This window comes from Pedococcus sp. (assembly GCF_036554925.1).
In the GTDB taxonomy this organism is placed as follows: Bacteria; Actinomycetota; Actinomycetes; order Actinomycetales; family Dermatophilaceae; genus Pedococcus_A.
Genome location: NZ_DATBMI010000084.1, coordinates 1 through 15,473, shown reverse-complemented (window position 1 = coordinate 15,473; position 15,473 = coordinate 1). Strand labels below are relative to the sequence as shown.

The following is a 15,473-nucleotide window of genomic DNA, read 5'->3' as shown; positions in this document are numbered from 1 at the left end:
TCGAGCGAGCGGTAGCCGCTCGTGGCGATCGCGCTGTAGTGCACGAAGACGTCGGGACCGCCGCCGTCCTGGGCGATGAAGCCGAAGCCCTTCTCAGCGTTGAACCACTTCACTGTTCCCTGTGCCATGGGATTCCTTCTTTCTGATGGCCGGTAGGCCCGCGGACGCGGACCCAAGCTGCGGCTCGAAAACCCCAAACACGGAGGACCTGACGGCTCACCGTAAAAAGAAAGGCCCGCACACTTTGGCGGGCCACTCTCACGCGAGGACTGCAACTGCAACTGCCCCCAGACTAGCACGCCGGTGGCCGGCTGGGGGATGGCCGGCCACCGGGTGCTGGTCAACGGGGCGAGGCTCAGCTCGCGCGGTAGCCGTACGCCATCGCCTCGAGCCGCGCGATGCGCTCGCCCATCGGCGGGTGGGTGGAGAAGAACCGCGAGACGTCCTGGGGGCGGAAGGGGTTCGCGATCATCATGTGGCTGGAGTTCTGGATCGCCGGGGTGGGCGCCAGCGGCGCGCGGGCCGTGCCCTGCTCGAGCTTGCGCAGCGCGGAGGCCAGGGCCAGCGGGTCGCCGGTCAGCCTGGCGCCGTCCTCGTCCGCGTCGTACTCGCGGGTGCGGCTGATCGCCATCTGGATCACCATCGCGGCGAACGGGGCGAGCAGCGACATCGCCAGCAGTGCCAGGGGGTTCGGGCGGTCCTCGTCGCTGCCGCCGCCGAACATCGAGGTGAACATCAGCATCTGCGCGACGCTGGTGATGACTCCGGCGATCGCGGCGGCCACCGAGCCGGTGAGGATGTCGCGGTTGTAGACGTGCATCAGCTCGTGGCCGAGGACCCCGCGCAGCTCGCGCTCGTCGAGCAGGCCGAGGATGCCCTCGGTGCAGCAGACCGCGGCGTTCTCCGGGTTGCGGCCGGTGGCAAAGGCGTTGGGGGCCTGGGTCGGCGAGACGTAGAGGCGCGGCATCGGCTTGCCCGCGGCCGTGGAGAGCTCGCGGACGATGCGGTACATCGCCGGCGCCTGGGCCTCGCTGACCGGGTAGGCGTGCATCGCGCGGATGGCGAGCTTGTCGGAGTTCCAGTAGCCGTAGGCGGTCATGGCGACGCCGACCAGCGCGAAGAGCCAGATGTACTGGCCCCCGCCGATCAGGGAGCCCATGCCGAGGAGGAGCGCGAAGATGCCGCCGAACAGCGCGGCGGTCTTCAGCCCGTTGAAGTGGTTGTGCATGTCCCCATTAACGCAGACGCCTGGGCGCTCGTTCCGCCCCCGCCGCTCAGTCGAGCAGGCCGAGGAGGAGCTGCGGAGCCAGGCTGGTCAGGACCAGCGCGGCCGCGGTGAGGGCGAGGGCGGCGGCCGGGCCGGGTGCCGGGCGCCGGAGGGGCGGCGCGTCCGGGCCGGGGTCCTGGAGGAGCAGCGCGAACCAGCGCAGGTAGACGGCGATGCCGATCACGGCGTTCGCGACGGCCACGAGCGCCAGCGCCCACAGGCCCTCGCTCACCACAGGGCGCAGGGCGAGGACCTTCGCCACGAGCCCCACCACGCCGGGGGGAAGCCCGGCGAGGGAGAGCAGCGCCAGGGCGAGCGCCGCCCCGAGCAGGGGGCTGCGCCGCAACAGCCCCCGGTATGCCGCGAGGCTGCGGCCCGCGGGCGGCGCACCGACCACCGTGACCACGGAGAAGGCGACGAGGGTCGCGATGGCGTAGGCGAGGAGGTAGCCGCCCGACGCGGCCAGGCCGTCGGTGACCAGCGCCGCCAGCGGCAGCACGACCCAGCCCGCCTGCGCCACGGTGGACCACGCGAGCAGCCGCACCGGGTCGTCCTGCACCAGCGCCAGGACGTTGCCGACCGTCATCGTGACCGCGGCCAGCACCCCGATCGCCACCAGCACGGGCGCGCTGGCGTCGGCCAGCGGGCGGAGGACGACGACGAGCGCGGCCAGCGCAGCGATCTTGGAGGTCGCAGCGAGGAACGCCGCGACGGGTTCGGACCCCCCGGCGTACGTCTGGGGCGTCCAGGCGTGGAACGGCACGAGCGAGAGCTTGAACCCCAGGCCGCCGACGAGCAGGAGAACCCCCAGGACGAGGACGGCGCGGGTATCGGGGGCCCGGAGGGCCCCGTCGACGGCGCCGCGGGAGAAGACCGCCTGACCGGTCGCGACGAGCCAGAGGGCGCCGCCGAGGACGACCATCGCGAACGACACCAACGAGGTGGTGAGCAGCGAGAGCGCGCCGGCCCCTGCCGCCGTGGTGCCGCGCAGGGCCACGAGGGCGATGGCCGGGAGCGTGGCCAGCTCGAGGGCGACGAGCCATGAGCCGAGGTCGTGCGCCGCGGCGACCGCCGCAGCTCCGGCGGTGGCGCTGAGCGCCAGGGCGACGACCACGGCGGGGCCACCCTGCAGCCCTCCGGGCTCCTCGTCGCGTCGGCGGGGCCAGACCAGCAGCAGCACGACCAGCGCCGACGCGAGGGCACCGAGCTGGAGGGCGCTGGCCAGCGGCCCGGCCTCGTAGAAGCAGGCGCCGTCCGGCGCGGGCCGGCAGAGCGTGCGCACCGGCGCGCTGGGCGAGCCCAGTGCTCCGGGCAGGGTGAAGGCGATCCCGACGAGCAGGGCGACGACCCCGACCGCGAGGTGGGCCGCGGCCCGGAGCCGGGGCACGGCGACGTCGGCGACCAGCGTGGTGGCGGCACCGGCGGCAGGGGCCAGCACCGGGGCGAGGGCGAGGGCGTCGATCGACACCAGCGCGGTCATGTGCCGGCCCCCATCAGGACGGCCGTCGCGCCCGACGTCACCGAGAGCAGCAGCTGGGGCAGGACACCGAGGAGCAGGGCGACCGCCACCAGCCCACCGACCACGGCCCACTCGACCCCGCGGCTGTCGGCGATGGCGGGGGTGGTGCGCTCCCCCGCCCAGACCAGGCCGGCGACACGCAGCGAGTACGCCGCGGCGAGGACCGTGCCGAGCGCCCCGGCGGCCGCGCAGGCACGGAACAGGCCCACGGGCAGGCCCGCGGCGGGCGACCACGCGGCATACAGGCTGAGGAACTCGCCCCAGAACCCGGCCAGGCCGGGGAGGCCGAGGGACGCCGCGAGCCCCACGAGCAGGGCGAAGCCGAGCCGCGGGCTCACCTCGCGCAGGGCGGCCCGGGCCACGGTCAGGTCGGCCGACCCCCACCGCTCCTTGAGGCCGCCGACCACGAAGAACAGCAGCGCGGAGACGACGCCGTGGGCGATGTTCGCGAAGAGCGCGGCCTGCATGCCCGTCTGGGTGCCCGACGCGAGCCCGACGGCGACGAAGCCCATGTGGGCGACCGAGGAGTACGCGACCAGGCGCTTGAGGTCGCGCTCGACGAGGCAGGCGAGGCCACCCCAGAGGATGCCGACGGCGCCGACGACGGCGAGCGCCGGCGCGATCCGGGCGAAGGCGTCGGGCACGGCGGCGACCGGGAGCCGGACCAGGCCGTAGGTGCCCATCTTGAGCAGGACCGCGGCGAGCAGGACGCTGCCGGCCGTGGGCGCGATGGTGTGCGCGGGCGGCAGCCAGGTGTGGGCCGGGAAGAGCGGCACCTTGACGCCGAGGCCGACGACGAGCGCGAGGGCGATGAGCAGCTGGGTGCGCTCGGGGATGCCCGATCCCTCCCCTCGGGCGAGCACGTCGAGGTCGGCGGTGCCGGTGGCGGTCACCAGCGCGAGGATGCCGATCAACATGAGCGTCGAGCCCAGGGCGGTGTAGAGGACGAACCGTGCCCCGGCGTCGGCGCGGGCGGCCGGCCGGTGGGCGTCGCCGAACCGGGTGATCAGCACCCACATCGGCACCAGCACGACCTCGAAGGCGACGAAGAAGAGCACCGCGTCGTGCGCGTAGAAGGTCGCCAGCGCACCGCCGACGACGATGAGCAGGCAGGCGTGGAAGGCCGCCGGGGTGCCGCCCTCGGCGGGGCGCCGGGCGGAGTGCGCGACCACCGCCACCCCCAGCAGCGCCGTCATGAGCAGCAGCGGGGCGCTGATCCCGTCGACCGCGAGCTGCCAGCGCAGCCCGAGCTCCGGCACCCAGGGCCGGTCGATCGTCGGTCGCGTGAGGACGGCGGCGACCACGAGCACCAGCGTGAGCGCACTCGCCGCGAGCGCGACCCGGGAGACGGCGCGGTGCGCCATGGCCCGTCCGGCACCGAGCAGCCACGTCGCGACCGCCAGCGGCACGACCAGGCTCGCCGCGATCACCACAGCGCCACCCCCGCGGCCGCGACGGCGACCACGCCGACCACGACCCACACCAGGGAGGTCGAGGAGCGCTCGGCCCGGTGGGCGCGTTGCCCGCCGCGGCCGCTCAGCAGCGCGATGGCAGCGCTGCCGCGGACGTAGGCGTCGACGACGTCGCGGTCGAGCACCACGACCAGCCGGGCCAGGGCGAGGACGGGAACGGCCACGGCCCGCACGTAGAGCCGGTCGGCGCCGAACCCGGCGTCGAACTCGGGCATCCACGCGCCCACCAGGCGGACCGCCGGGTCACCCGGGGCACCCGCCGCGTCGGGGCGGCCGGCGGCACTGCGGACCGCGAGCGCGGCGCCGACGACGAGCAGCACCGTGACCAAGGCCATCCACCAGCCGATGTGGCCGGCCAGCGGCAGCCAGGGCGTGAAGACCACGAGGCCGCCGACCACCGTGAGGGCCGCGAGCGCCACCACCGCCGCGCGCACCGGCGAGCTGGCGCCGTCACGCTCGTGGCGCTCGGGCTCCGCCGCGGTGAGGTCGTCCATCACGAGCCAGGCGCGCATGCAGTACGCCGCGGTCAGGGCCACCGTGGCCAGCAGGGCCACGAACACCAGGACCGAGCGGGCCTCGCCCTCGAGCGCTCCGGCCTCGGCGGCGGCGATGACGTGCTCCTTGGAGACGAAGCCGACGAGCGGGGGCAGCCCGGCCAGCGACAGCAGCCCGATGAAGACGGCCGGCCGGATCAGGACGTGGCCGCGGAGCCCGCCCCGCATCGCCACGGCGGCGGTCCCGCCCACGATGACGCTGAGCCAGCCGAGGGCCAGGAAGAGCAGGGCCTTGAAGAAGGCGTGCGAGTACAGGTGGAAGACGCCGGCGCCCGGGCCGTCCTGCGCCGGGGCCGCCGCGAGCGCGGAGAGCATGAGGGCGATCTGGCTGATCGTGGAGTAGGCCAGCAGCCGCTTGAGGTCGCTCTGGCCGAAGGCGAGCGCCGCGGACCAGACCATCGTCACGGCCGTGCTGACCGCGAGCACCCACCGCGCGCCCTCGCTGGCCGCGAAGACGTCGAACAGCGAGGCGAGCACGAACGTCCCGGCCGCGACCATCGTCGCCGCGTGGATGAGCGCGGAGGCCGGCGTCGGGCCCTCCATCGCGTCGGGCAGCCAGTCGTGGAACGGGACCTGCGCCGACTTGCCGAGGATGCCCATCAGCAGCAGGACCATGGCGATGCCGCGCAGCGCGTCGGAGCCCTCGGCCGCGGACCAGTGTGCGATGACCCTGGGGTATGCCGTGGAGCCGGGACCCGCGGCGAGGGCCAAGACCCCGAGCAGGAAGCCGACGTCGGCGAACCGGGTCACCAGGAACGCCTTGAGCGCGGCCCGCCGGGCCGTGGCCTTGCGGCTCCAGTGCCCGATGAGCAGGTACGAGCACCAGCCCATGACCTCCCACCCCACGAAGGTGAGGACGAGGTCGGCCGAGTGCACCACGAGCAACATGCCCGAGCAGAACAGCGACACCGTGGCGGCGAAGACGGCATAGCGGTCGTCGTCGCGGAGGTACCACCCGGCGAAGGCCTGGACGGCCCAGCCGACGATGGCGACGACCACCGCGATGAGGGCTGGCACGGCCCCCGTCTGCAGCAGGAGCGGCACCTCGAGCTCGCCGGCGTCCAGCCCCGGCAGGATGCGCCCCGAGCTGGTGCCGGCGGAGCCGCCGAGGGACAGCAGCCCGGCCAGCGCCACCACGAGGGTCGCCACCGAGGCCCCGACGGCGACGAGTCGCGCGGGGACGAGACCGCGTCGGGCCACCAGCAGGCCGACGGCGGCTGCCAGGGCAGGGAGGAGCACGACGAGGCGCGCCGCGGCCAGGGTCATCGGGCGGCCCCGGCAGGCTCCGTCGCACCGGCGGCCGGCGGGGTCGCCCCTCCGGCCGTCGCGGCACCTTCGTCGGCCCCGGCGCCCAGCGCCGCCGCCCGGCTGAGGTCGATGTCACCCCGGAGCCGGAACACCGCGAGCACCACGGCCAGCGCGACGCACACCTCGGCCGCGGCGATGGTGATGACGAAGAGGGTGAGCACGCTGCCGGACTGCCACCGGTCCGCCCCGACCCCGCCCGTGGCGACGAGCAGCACGTTGGCCGCGTTGAGGATGAGCTCGACGCCGATCAGGACGAGGACGGCGTTCCGGCGGGCGAGCACGCCGTAGGTGCCGATCCCCGCGAGGACGGCGGCGAGGGCGAAGGGGCCGGCGAGGTGGATCACCGCTGCGGCTCCGGTGGGACAGCCGAGGCAGTCCGCCCGCCCGGCACATCGGCGGCCGCGGAGGCGCCGCCGACCATGCGGGACACGGCGAAGGCGGCGATGAGGGCGACGAGCAGGAGCAGCGAGAGCACCTCGAAGGGCCAGACCCAGGTGCCGAAGAGCTCCTCCGCGACGGCGGTGCTGGTCGTGCCCGGCCGCTCCCGGGCCGGGCCGGCGACGGGAAGCAGCACGGCGAGCAGCAGCCCGGTCACGCCGGCGCCGAGCACGGCGGCGAGCCCCCGGTGGAGGGGGCTCGTCGTGACCTCCGCGTTGGGCCCGATGGGGGCCCGCGTCAGCATCAGCGCGAAGAGCACGAGCACCACGACGGCACCGACGTAGACGAGCAGCTGCACCAGGGCCACGAACTCTGCGCCGAGGACGAGGTAGCACCCCGCCACCGCGCCGAGCGAGACGACCAGCCAGAGTGCGGCATGCACGACGTGGCGCGTCGTGACGGCGAGCAGGCCGCTGGCGGCAGCGACCAGGCCGACGGCGGCGAAGGCGATGTCGAGACCGGTCACGCGTCACCCTCGCTGGCGGGCGGGATGGGACGCTCGGGCTCGGCGCGCGCGGGACGCACCGGCCGGTCCGTGGCAGGAGCACCGGCCGCGCGCGGCATACGGGCGGGCTTGTTGGCGGCGGTGACCTCCGCCGGCTCCGCCGAGGCGGGGTCGAGGGCGGGCGGCGGCGGCACGGTGGGCATCCACTGCCCGAGCCGGTCCTTCTCGTGCAGCAGGTCGCGGATGTCGAGCTCGGAGTACTCGAACTCCGGGCTCCAGTGCAGGGCGTCGAAGGGACAGACCTCGATGCAGATGCCGCAGTACATGCAGAGCGAGAAGTCGATGGCGAACCGGTCCAGGACGTTGCGCTGGCGCTCCCGGCCGCCGGGCGTGGTCGCGGGGATCGTCTCCTTGTGCGAGTCGATGTAGATGCACCAGTCGGGGCACTCGCGGGCGCAGAGCATGCAGGAGGTGCAGTTCTCCTCGAGCAGGGCGATCACGCCGCGGGTGCGCGGGGGCAGGTGCGGCGGGGCGTCGGGGTACTCCGCGGTGTGGCTCGGACGCGTCAAGGTCCTGGCGGTGGTCGCGAGGCCCTTGAGCAGTCCGGGGAGGGCGCCGCCGGACCCCTGCCTCCTCATCGGCTCGGTCATGCCGCCACCACCACCCACACGCCGGTCAGGGCCAGCTGGGCCAGGGCCAGGGGCACGAGCACGAGCCAGGCGAGGTGCTGGAGCTGGTCCTCGCGCAGCCGCGGCCAGGCCACCCGCATCCAGATGACCAGGACGGCGATGACGAGCCCCTTCAGGAGGGTCCACAGCCAGCCGAGCTGGTCGGCCAGCGGCCCCTGCCAGCCGCCGAGGTAGAGCACCGCGAAGAGCAGCGACATGACCACGATGCCGGCGTACTCGGCGAGCAGGAAGAAGGCGAACCGCAGGCCGGTGTACTCGGTGTAGGCGCCGAACACGATCTCCGCGTCCGCGACCGGCATGTCGAACGGCGGGCGCTGCAGCTCGGCCACGGCGGCGACGAGGAAGACCAGGGCGCCCGGTGCCTGCCACAGCAGCCACCACGGCTCCCACGCCGAGGCGATGCCGGTCAGGGACAGCGAGCCGGCGGCGAGGCAGACCGAGGCGACGGCGAGCACCAGGGGCAGCTCGTAGGACAGCAGCTGGGCGGCCGCGCGCATGGCACCCAGCAGGGAGTACTTGTTGGCGCTGGCCCACCCGGCCATGAGGGTGCCCAGGATGCCGACCGCGGTGACCGCGAGGACGAACACGGCGCTCGCCGGGACGTCGGCCCCGACGAGACCCGGCGTGAGCGGGATGACCGCGAGCGCGACGAGGTAGGGCACCAGGGCCACCGCGGGCGCGAAGCGGAAGACACCCCGGTCCGCGGCCGTCGGGGTGATGTCCTCCTTCTGCACGAACTTGACGCCGTCCGCCACCAGCTGGGCCCAGCCGTGGAACCCGCCGGCGTACATCGGTCCGAGGCGGCCCTGCATGTGCGCCATCACCTTGTGCTCGGCCTGACCGACGAGGAGCGGCAGGACCAGGAAGGCGGCGAGCACCCCCACCGACCGCAGCGTGACCTCGAGAGCCTCGCTCACCGCGGCCCCCATTCCGGGCCCGGCACGCCGGGCGCCTGCACCCGGCGCCGGCCCCCCGTGGTCCTGGTGTGCTCGCTCTCGCCCGGCTCCTTGGCGCCCGGCCACGGCTTCGACGCGCGTGCCGCGAGGACGAACGACTTGCGCAGCGGGGTGCCCTCGAAGCCGTCGGGCAGCAGCAGCGGGCGCAGCCCGAGGCCGGTGCCGTCGTCGAAGCCGTCGAAGTCGATCCCGAACATCTCGTGCGTCTCGCGCTCGTGCCAGGCGGCGCCGGCGAACACCCCGGTGATGCTCGGGACGGCGGCACCCTCCGGGACCCGGGTGCGGACCAGCAGCCGCCGCAGGGCGGTCGGGGTCGAGGCGTCCATGAGGTGGCAGACGATGTCGAAGCCCGGGCTGTCCTCGGCATCCGTCTCGTCCACCGCGGTCAGCCAGTCGAAGAACGTGTATGCCGCGTCGCGCGCCTCCGCGACCGCGGTGGCCCACTCGGCGACGGGGACCTCGCGCCGCTCGACCGTCCCGGGATCAGCCATCGGCGCGGCCCCCCGGCGCCGGGGACCCGGCGGGCGCGTCGGTGTCGGCCGCGGGCCTGCGGACCAGACCCCGGGCGAGCTCACCGGCGCTGGCCAGGCGGTGCCCGGCATACTTCGCCCGCATCCCCTTGGTGGACAGCGACTCCGCGGCGATCTTCTCCTGCAGCCTCAGGATCCCCTGGAGCAGTGCTTCGGGCCGCGGCGGGCACCCGGGCACGTAGACGTCGACGGGGATCACGCTGTCGACCCCCTTGGTGACGGAGTACGAGTCCCAGTACGGGCCACCGGAGTTGGAGCATGCCCCGAAGGAGATGACGTACTTCGGCTCGGGCATCTGGTCGTAGAGCCGGCGGACGGCGGGAGCCATCTTGTCGGTGACGGTGCCGCTGACGACCATGAGGTCGGCCTGCCGTGGGCCGGGGGCGAACGGGATCACGCCGAGGCGGATGAAGTCGTGGCGGGCCATCGACGCGGCGATGAACTCGATGGCGCAGCACGCGAGGCCGAAGTTGAAGACCCACAGCGAGTAGCGGCGACCCCAGTTGAGGACGACACGGATCGGCTGCGGGGCGAGGTCGGTGGCCGGTCCGACCCGGGGCATGGGCAGGTCGACGGTCACCGGCCCACCCCCGCACGCGCCACGGCGGTCATCAGAACCACCGGAGCAGGCCGCGGCGGGCGGCGTGCGCGAGGCCGATGACGATGATGCCGATGAAGACGCCGATCTCGACCAGGGAGGCGACGCCGAGGTCCGCCTGCCTGGCCACGAGCGCCCACGGGAAGAGGTAGACCGCGTCCACGGCGAAGATGACGTAGAGGAAGGCGTAGACGAAGTAGCGGATCTGCGTCTGGGCCCAGCCCTGGCCGACCGGGTCGACCCCCGACTCGTAGGTCGTCAGCTTGGCCCGGGTCGGCGCCTTCGGGGCAATGAGGGAACGGGCCCCCATGGCCGCCCCGAACAGCAGCAGGCCCACCAGGACCACCGCTGCCACGACGACATAGGACTCCACGCCCGGCAGCCTAGCGAGCCGACGTCCACTCGTCCCTCAGGCCGGGCGGCCGGCGAGGGCCGACACGTGCCGGCGCGGCGGGCCGGGCGTCGCGACAGGCTGTCGCAGCGCACCGACGGGACCTAGCCTGAGAGTGTGCCGCGGCTCCCCCTCTTCCCCCTCGGCACCGTCCTGGTGCCCGGCGCCGCGCTGCCCCTGCAGATCTTCGAGCCGCGCTACCTCGTCCTGCTCGGCGACCTGATCGAGGCCCTCGCGGAGCCGGAGTTCGGCGTGGTCGCGATCCGCCAGGGCCACGAGGTCGGTGCCGACGCGGTGCGCGACCTCCACGAGGTCGGGTGCGTCGCCCGGGCGAGCCACGCGGTCACCATCGGCGAGGGGCGCTTCCTCCTCCTCAGCGAGGGCAGCCGGCGGTTCCACCTCGACGCCATCGACACCGCCGCGGGGACGGCATACCTGACCGGCTCGGTGACCTGGCTGGGTGAGCCGGAGGGCGACCCGGTGGCGGTCGCCGAGCTGGCCTCGCGGCTGCGCCTCGCGCTCGTCTCCTACACCGAGTCGGTGGGACTCGAGGCGACCGAGTGGCCGCAGGACCCCTGGGCGCTGTCGTACGCCGTGGGTTCGGCCATCGGGCTCGACCTCGGCGAGCGGCAGGACCTGCTGTCCGCGCCCGACACCGCCACGCGGCTCCGGATGGCGCTGCGCCTGGTGCGCCGCGAGCACGCGCTGGCGGATCGGCTGCGCGTCCTCCCCCACCCGCCCGAGCGGCCCATGAACCTGAACTGAGGTCAGCCTCCGCCCTGTCCGATATGCGGGTCGCGCAGAAACCGAGGTCAAGCCGGACATACGATGGAAGAACAGCCGGGCGGTCGCCGCCGGCGGAACGAAACTGACGAGGAACAGGTCGCGGGGAAGAAGTATGAGCAGCAAGTCCGTTCAGCAGCTCGACCGCGTGGTCATCCGGTTCGCCGGGGACTCCGGTGACGGCATGCAGCTCACCGGTGACCGCTTCACCTCCGAGACCGCCGCCCTGGGCAACGACCTGTCGACCCTGCCGAACTTCCCCGCCGAGATCCGCGCACCCCAGGGCACCCTGCCCGGCGTCAGCTCCTTCCAGCTGCACTTCGCCGACCACGACGTGCTCACGCCCGGCGACGCGCCCGACGTCCTCGTGGCGATGAACCCGGCGGCCCTGAAGGCCAACCTGGGCGACGTCCCCCGCGGGGCCACGATCATCGTCAACACCGACGAGTTCACCAAGCGCAACCTCGGCAAGGTCGGCTACGCCGAGAGTCCGCTGGACGACGGGTCGCTCGACTCGTGGCAGGTGCACCCGGTGGCCCTGACCTCGATCACCGTCGAGGCGCTGGCGGGGTTCGACACGCTCTCCCGCAAGGACAAGGAGCGCGCGAAGAACATGTTCGCGCTCGGCCTGCTGTCCTGGATGTACCACCGGCCGACCACGGGCACCGAGCTGTTCCTGAAGAGCAAGTTCGGGGCCCGCCCCGACATCCTCGAGGCCAACCTCGCCGCCCTGCGCGCCGGCCAGAACTACGGCGAGACGACCGAGGCGTTCTCGGTGTCGTACGAGATCGCCCCGGCGAAGATGCCGCCGGGGACCTACCGCAACGTCACCGGCAACGTCGCCCTCGCCTACGGCCTCGTCACGGCCGCCCACAAGGCCGGGGTGCCACTGGTCCTCGGCTCCTACCCGATCACGCCGGCCTCCGACATCCTGCACACGCTGTCGGGCCTGAAGCGGTACGGCGTCACCACCATGCAGTGCGAGGACGAGATCGCCGGCATCGGGGCCGCGCTGGGCGCGAGCTTCGGCGGCGCCATCGGCGTGACGACGACGTCGGGCCCGGGGGTCGCGCTGAAGTCCGAGACCATCGGCCTCGCCGTCTCGCTCGAGCTGCCGCTCGTCATCGTCGACGTCCAGCGCGGCGGTCCCTCGACCGGCCTGCCGACCAAGACCGAGCAGTCCGACCTCCTGCAGGCGATGTTCGGCCGCAACGGTGAGTCGCCGGTGCCGATCGTCGCCCCGAGCTCGCCCGCCGACTGCTTCGACGCGGCGCTGGAGGCGGTGCGCATCGCCACCGCCTACCGCACTCCCGTCTTCCTGCTGTCCGACGGCTACCTCGCCAACGGCTCCGAGCCGTGGCGGCTCCCCTCGGTGCGCGAGCTGCCGACCATGACCGTGGACTTCGCGACCGAGCCCAACGACGTCGACGACAGCGGCGAGCCGGTCTTCCACCCCTACCTGCGCGACGACGAGTCGCTGGCCCGGCCGTGGGCCGTCCCCGGCACCCCGGGCCTGGAGCACCGCATCGGCGGCATCGAGAAGGCGAACATCACCGGCAACATCTCCTACGACCCCGACAACCACGACCTCATGACGCGGCTGCGCGCGGCCAAGGTCGAGGGCATCGCGGCGACCACCGGCGACCTCGAGGTCGACGACCCGAGCGGCGAGGCGGAGGTGCTGGTGCTCGGCTGGGGCTCGACCTACGGCCCGATCGCGGCGGCCGTCCGCAGCGTCCGCAACACCGGCGCCAAGGTCGCCCGCGCGCACCTGCGCCACCTCAACCCGTTCCCGGCCAACACGGGCGAGGTGCTGCGGCGGTACCGCGCCGTCCTCGTCCCGGAGATGAACATGGGCCAGCTCGCGCTGCTCCTGCGCGGGAAGTACCTCGTGGACGTCCAGTCGCTGACGCAGGTCCGCGGCCTGCCGTTCACCACCGTCGAGCTCGCCGACGCCATCGCGGCGCTGGCGCAGGGAGAGACCCGATGAGCACCACCGACCTCGGTATGCCGCGCACCGCGCCGAAGGCGGGCACCGCCGGCGTGCCGCTCCTGCCCGACGACGCGCCTCGGCAGAGCAAGAAGGACTTCACCTCCGACCAGGAGGTCCGGTGGTGCCCCGGCTGCGGCGACTACGCCATCCTGGCCGCGGTCCAGGGCTTCCTGCCCGACCTCGGGCTCAAGCGCGAGAACATCGTCTTCGTCTCCGGGATCGGCTGCTCGTCCCGCTTCCCGTACTACCTCGACACGTACGGCCTGCACTCCATCCACGGCCGTGCGCCGGCGATCGCGACCGGACTGGCCACGAGCCGCGAGGACCTCTCGGTGTGGGTGGTCACGGGTGACGGCGACGCCCTGTCGATCGGCGGCAACCACCTCATCCACGCGCTGCGCCGCAACGTCAACCTGACGATCCTGCTGTTCAACAACCAGATCTACGGTCTGACCAAGGGGCAGTACTCCCCGACCTCCCATGTCGGCACCGTGACCAAGTCGACCCCCCTCGGCTCGGTCGACGAGCCGTTCAACCCGGTCTCGCTCGCCCTCGGCGCCGAAGCGACGTTCGTCGCCCGCACCATGGACTCCGACCGCAAGCACCTCACCGAGGTCCTGCGCCAGGCGGCCGAGCACCGCGGCACCTCCCTGGTCGAGATCTACCAGAACTGCCCGATCTTCAACGACGGCGCCTTCGACCTGATCAAGGACCGCTCGCAGCAGGAGGCCCGGATCGTCCACCTCGTCGACGGCGAGCCCCTGCGGCTCGGCGCCGAGGGCGAGCGCCAGGTCCTGGTCCGCCACGACGGCGGCGCGCTGCGCTTCGTCCCCGAGGCCGATGCGGACCCCCGCGACGTCGTCGTGCACCACAGCGGCGCCGACGACCCGGCCCAGGCGTTCGCCATCTCGCGCCTGGACACGCCCGACATGGCGCACGTGCCCATGGGCGTCTTCCGCAGCGTGGACCGGCCGACCTACGACGACCAGGTCCGGGCCCAGGTGCGGGCCGCCGTCGACGGCGGTGGCGGTCGAGCCACGGACGCCGACCTCGACGGCCTGATCCACGGCAAAGACACCTGGACCGTGGCCTGATGGCCACCGCCAGGTGAGCGGTGACGAGCGGGAGGAGCTCCGCCGCGGCACGGCATACGGCTTCCTGGCCTACGCCATCTGGGGCGTCTTCCCGCTCTACTTCGCCGCGCTGAAGCCTGCCGGTGCCTGGGAGATCCTCGCCCACCGCATCGTCTGGACACTGGTCTTCTGCGCCGTCATCCTGCTCGTGCGCCGCGACCTCGTGTGGGCGCGGCAGCTGGTGGCCCGGCCCCGCCTGGCCGGGGGCGTCACCCTCGCCGCCCTGCTCATCGCCACGAACTGGGTCATCTACGTCTTCGCCGTGCTCACGGGCCGCACCACAGAAGCCGCCCTGGGCTACTTCCTCAACCCCATCGTGACGGTCGCGCTGGGTGTGGTCGTGCTGCGCGAGCGCCTGCGCCCGCTGCAGTGGGCTGCGGTCGCCATCGGCGCCGTCGCCGGGGTCTACCTCAGCGTCGTCGGCGGGCAGTTCCCACTCATCGCACTGAGCCTCGCCTTCTCCTTCGCGGCGTACGGCCTGGTGAAGAAGAAGGTGGGCGCCAGTCTCGACGCGATGCACTCACTCGCCGCGGAGACGGCCGTGCTCTTCCCGGTCGCCGTCGTCGTGCTCGTGGCGCTGGGCGTGGGCGGCGGCACCACGTTCACCCAGGACGTGCCCCTCCACCCCGCACTGCTGCTCGTCGCCGGCGTCGTGACGGCCGTGCCGCTGCTCCTCTTCGCCGCCGCAGCCCGCCGCATCCCGCTGACGACGGTGGGCCTGCTGCAGTTCATCACCCCGGTGCTGCAGCTCCTCTGCGGGGTGCTGCTCCTCGACGAGCACATGTCGACGGCCCGGTGGGTCGGATTCGGCATCGTGTGGGTCGCCCTGCTGGTGCTGACCGTCGACATGCTCGCCGACCGCCAGGGCCGTCGCCGCCGCTTCGCCAGCTCGGTCATCGAGGAGCCCGCCCCGTAGCCGAGATCGGTGCACACCACCGCGTCGCGAGGACCCACTGCGCAGAGGGGCGGCACGGCCGTCGCCGCAGGGGCAGGCCACGCACCGTGAGACGTATGCCGTGACGCGTGGCTGCGCTGCGGACATGGCTCGTCCCCCACCGGTGGTCGGCGGGGTGTGGGGCGGGGTCACGCTGGGTCGGCCTCGGGTGCGGCGGCTGGTCGGGCTGCGCGTCGGGCGAGGAGGTCGTCGTAGCTGCCTCGGGTGAGGTCCCACTCGACCCGCTCGCCGCCGCCGCCGTCGTCGCCGTCGCCGTCGTGGACGACGCGGCCGGCCAGGCGCCGCGTGTGCACGATCGTGTGGTGCCGCTCGCAGAGCAGGGCGGCGTTGCCCAGAGCGGTGGGGCCGAGGTCGGCCCAGTGGATCAGGTGGTGTCCGTCGGTCCAGGTCGGTGGGGCGTCGCAGCCGGGGTAGGTGCAGCCGCCGTCGCGCAGCCACAGTC

The 15,473-nt window shown here is 73.5% G+C and carries 16 protein-coding genes and 1 pseudogene; 4 read left to right on the top strand and 13 right to left on the bottom strand.

The window, feature by feature from the left end:
- The 12 genes from VIB11_RS07085 to VIB11_RS07030 all read right to left on the bottom strand — a co-directional run.
- Positions 1-128: cold-shock protein (locus VIB11_RS07085; protein ID WP_332029741.1), on the bottom strand; the 128-nt coding region annotated here is incomplete at its 3' end.
- A gap of 227 nt (positions 129-355) precedes the next feature.
- Complete coding sequence (gene htpX, locus VIB11_RS07080; protein WP_332029737.1) at positions 356-1,228, bottom strand: zinc metalloprotease HtpX; 873 nt, start codon at positions 1,226-1,228, stop codon at positions 356-358.
- Between the two features lie 46 nt (positions 1,229-1,274).
- Complete coding sequence (locus tag VIB11_RS07075) at positions 1,275-2,747, bottom strand: proton-conducting transporter membrane subunit (protein ID WP_332029735.1); 1,473 nt, start codon at positions 2,745-2,747, stop codon at positions 1,275-1,277.
- Positions 2,744-4,216, bottom strand: a complete 1,473-nt coding sequence (locus VIB11_RS07070; RefSeq protein ID WP_332029733.1) for an NADH-quinone oxidoreductase subunit M — start codon at positions 4,214-4,216, stop codon at positions 2,744-2,746. The genes VIB11_RS07075 and VIB11_RS07070 overlap by 4 nt, the downstream gene beginning before the upstream one ends.
- A complete protein-coding gene (locus VIB11_RS07065) occupies positions 4,213-6,078 on the bottom strand; it encodes an NADH-quinone oxidoreductase subunit L (protein WP_332029731.1) in 1,866 nt (621 codons plus the stop codon). The genes VIB11_RS07070 and VIB11_RS07065 overlap by 4 nt, the downstream gene beginning before the upstream one ends.
- Positions 6,075-6,464: an NADH-quinone oxidoreductase subunit NuoK gene (gene nuoK / locus VIB11_RS07060; protein ID WP_332029729.1), complete on the bottom strand. Its 390-nt coding sequence runs from the start codon at positions 6,462-6,464 to the stop codon at positions 6,075-6,077. Before nuoK ends, VIB11_RS07065 begins: the two co-directional genes overlap by 4 nt.
- Positions 6,461-7,024: an NADH-quinone oxidoreductase subunit J gene (locus VIB11_RS07055; RefSeq protein WP_332029727.1), complete on the bottom strand. Its 564-nt coding sequence runs from the start codon at positions 7,022-7,024 to the stop codon at positions 6,461-6,463. Before VIB11_RS07055 ends, nuoK begins: the two co-directional genes overlap by 4 nt.
- Positions 7,021-7,653 (bottom strand): NuoI/complex I 23 kDa subunit family protein, encoded by a 633-nt coding sequence (locus VIB11_RS07050; RefSeq protein ID WP_332029725.1) that lies wholly within the window; start codon positions 7,651-7,653, stop codon positions 7,021-7,023. Before VIB11_RS07050 ends, VIB11_RS07055 begins: the two co-directional genes overlap by 4 nt.
- Complete coding sequence (locus VIB11_RS07045; RefSeq protein ID WP_332029723.1) at positions 7,650-8,621, bottom strand: complex I subunit 1 family protein; 972 nt, start codon at positions 8,619-8,621, stop codon at positions 7,650-7,652. Before VIB11_RS07045 ends, VIB11_RS07050 begins: the two co-directional genes overlap by 4 nt.
- Complete coding sequence (locus VIB11_RS07040) at positions 8,606-9,139, bottom strand: NADH-quinone oxidoreductase subunit C (RefSeq protein WP_332029721.1); 534 nt, start codon at positions 9,137-9,139, stop codon at positions 8,606-8,608. Before VIB11_RS07040 ends, VIB11_RS07045 begins: the two co-directional genes overlap by 16 nt.
- The gene (locus VIB11_RS07035; RefSeq protein WP_332029739.1) at positions 9,132-9,740 is read right to left on the bottom strand and encodes an NADH-quinone oxidoreductase subunit B family protein; all 609 of its coding nucleotides are present in this window, start codon (positions 9,738-9,740) and stop codon (positions 9,132-9,134) included. Before VIB11_RS07035 ends, VIB11_RS07040 begins: the two co-directional genes overlap by 8 nt.
- 49 nt (positions 9,741-9,789) lie before the next feature.
- Positions 9,790-10,149 carry an NADH-quinone oxidoreductase subunit A gene (locus VIB11_RS07030; RefSeq protein ID WP_332029719.1) on the bottom strand — a complete coding sequence of 120 codons (360 nt, stop codon included), beginning with the start codon at positions 10,147-10,149 and terminating at the stop codon, positions 9,790-9,792.
- 135 nt (positions 10,150-10,284) lie between these two features.
- Here VIB11_RS07030 and VIB11_RS07025 point away from each other — a divergent pair, with 135 nt between their 5' ends.
- The 4 genes from VIB11_RS07025 (at position 10,285) to rarD (ending at position 14,992) form a co-directional block, all read left to right on the top strand.
- Positions 10,285-10,932, top strand: coding sequence for an LON peptidase substrate-binding domain-containing protein (locus VIB11_RS07025; protein WP_332029717.1), 648 nt, complete (start codon positions 10,285-10,287; stop codon positions 10,930-10,932).
- Positions 10,933-11,065: 133 nt separating this feature from the next.
- Positions 11,066-12,940 carry a 2-oxoacid:acceptor oxidoreductase subunit alpha gene (locus VIB11_RS07020; protein ID WP_332029715.1) on the top strand — a complete coding sequence of 625 codons (1,875 nt, stop codon included), beginning with the start codon at positions 11,066-11,068 and terminating at the stop codon, positions 12,938-12,940.
- Positions 12,937-14,037 (top strand): 2-oxoacid:ferredoxin oxidoreductase subunit beta, encoded by a 1,101-nt coding sequence (locus VIB11_RS07015; protein ID WP_332029713.1) that lies wholly within the window; start codon positions 12,937-12,939, stop codon positions 14,035-14,037. The genes VIB11_RS07020 and VIB11_RS07015 overlap by 4 nt, the downstream gene beginning before the upstream one ends.
- Before the next feature lie 13 nt (positions 14,038-14,050).
- Positions 14,051-14,992, top strand: a complete 942-nt coding sequence (rarD, locus tag VIB11_RS07010) for an EamA family transporter RarD (RefSeq protein WP_332029711.1) — start codon at positions 14,051-14,053, stop codon at positions 14,990-14,992.
- 167 nt (positions 14,993-15,159) lie between these two features.
- Here the strand turns inward: rarD and VIB11_RS07005 are convergent.
- Positions 15,160-15,473, bottom strand: a pseudogene (locus VIB11_RS07005) (HNH endonuclease signature motif containing protein); the annotation flags it as partial.

What these genes read in the sequence shown, in the direction of transcription:
- htpX (WP_332029737.1), bottom strand. Translation starts at nt 1,228, where the DNA reads ATGCACAACCACTTCAACGGGCTGAAGACCGCCGCGCTGTTCGGCGGC.
- VIB11_RS07075 (WP_332029735.1), bottom strand. Translation starts at nt 2,747, where the DNA reads ATGACCGCGCTGGTGTCGATCGACGCCCTCGCCCTCGCCCCGGTGCTG.
- VIB11_RS07065 (WP_332029731.1), bottom strand. Translation starts at nt 6,078, where the DNA reads ATGACCCTGGCCGCGGCGCGCCTCGTCGTGCTCCTCCCTGCCCTGGCA.
- VIB11_RS07050 (WP_332029725.1), bottom strand. Translation starts at nt 7,653, where the DNA reads ATGACCGAGCCGATGAGGAGGCAGGGGTCCGGCGGCGCCCTCCCCGGA.
- VIB11_RS07045 (WP_332029723.1), bottom strand. Translation starts at nt 8,621, where the DNA reads ATGGGGGCCGCGGTGAGCGAGGCTCTCGAGGTCACGCTGCGGTCGGTG.
- VIB11_RS07040 (WP_332029721.1), bottom strand. Translation starts at nt 9,139, where the DNA reads ATGGCTGATCCCGGGACGGTCGAGCGGCGCGAGGTCCCCGTCGCCGAG.
- VIB11_RS07035 (WP_332029739.1), bottom strand. Translation starts at nt 9,740, where the DNA reads ATGCCCCGGGTCGGACCGGCCACCGACCTCGCCCCGCAGCCGATCCGT.
- VIB11_RS07020 (WP_332029715.1), top strand. Translation starts at nt 11,066, where the DNA reads ATGAGCAGCAAGTCCGTTCAGCAGCTCGACCGCGTGGTCATCCGGTTC.
- VIB11_RS07015 (WP_332029713.1), top strand. Translation starts at nt 12,937, where the DNA reads ATGAGCACCACCGACCTCGGTATGCCGCGCACCGCGCCGAAGGCGGGC.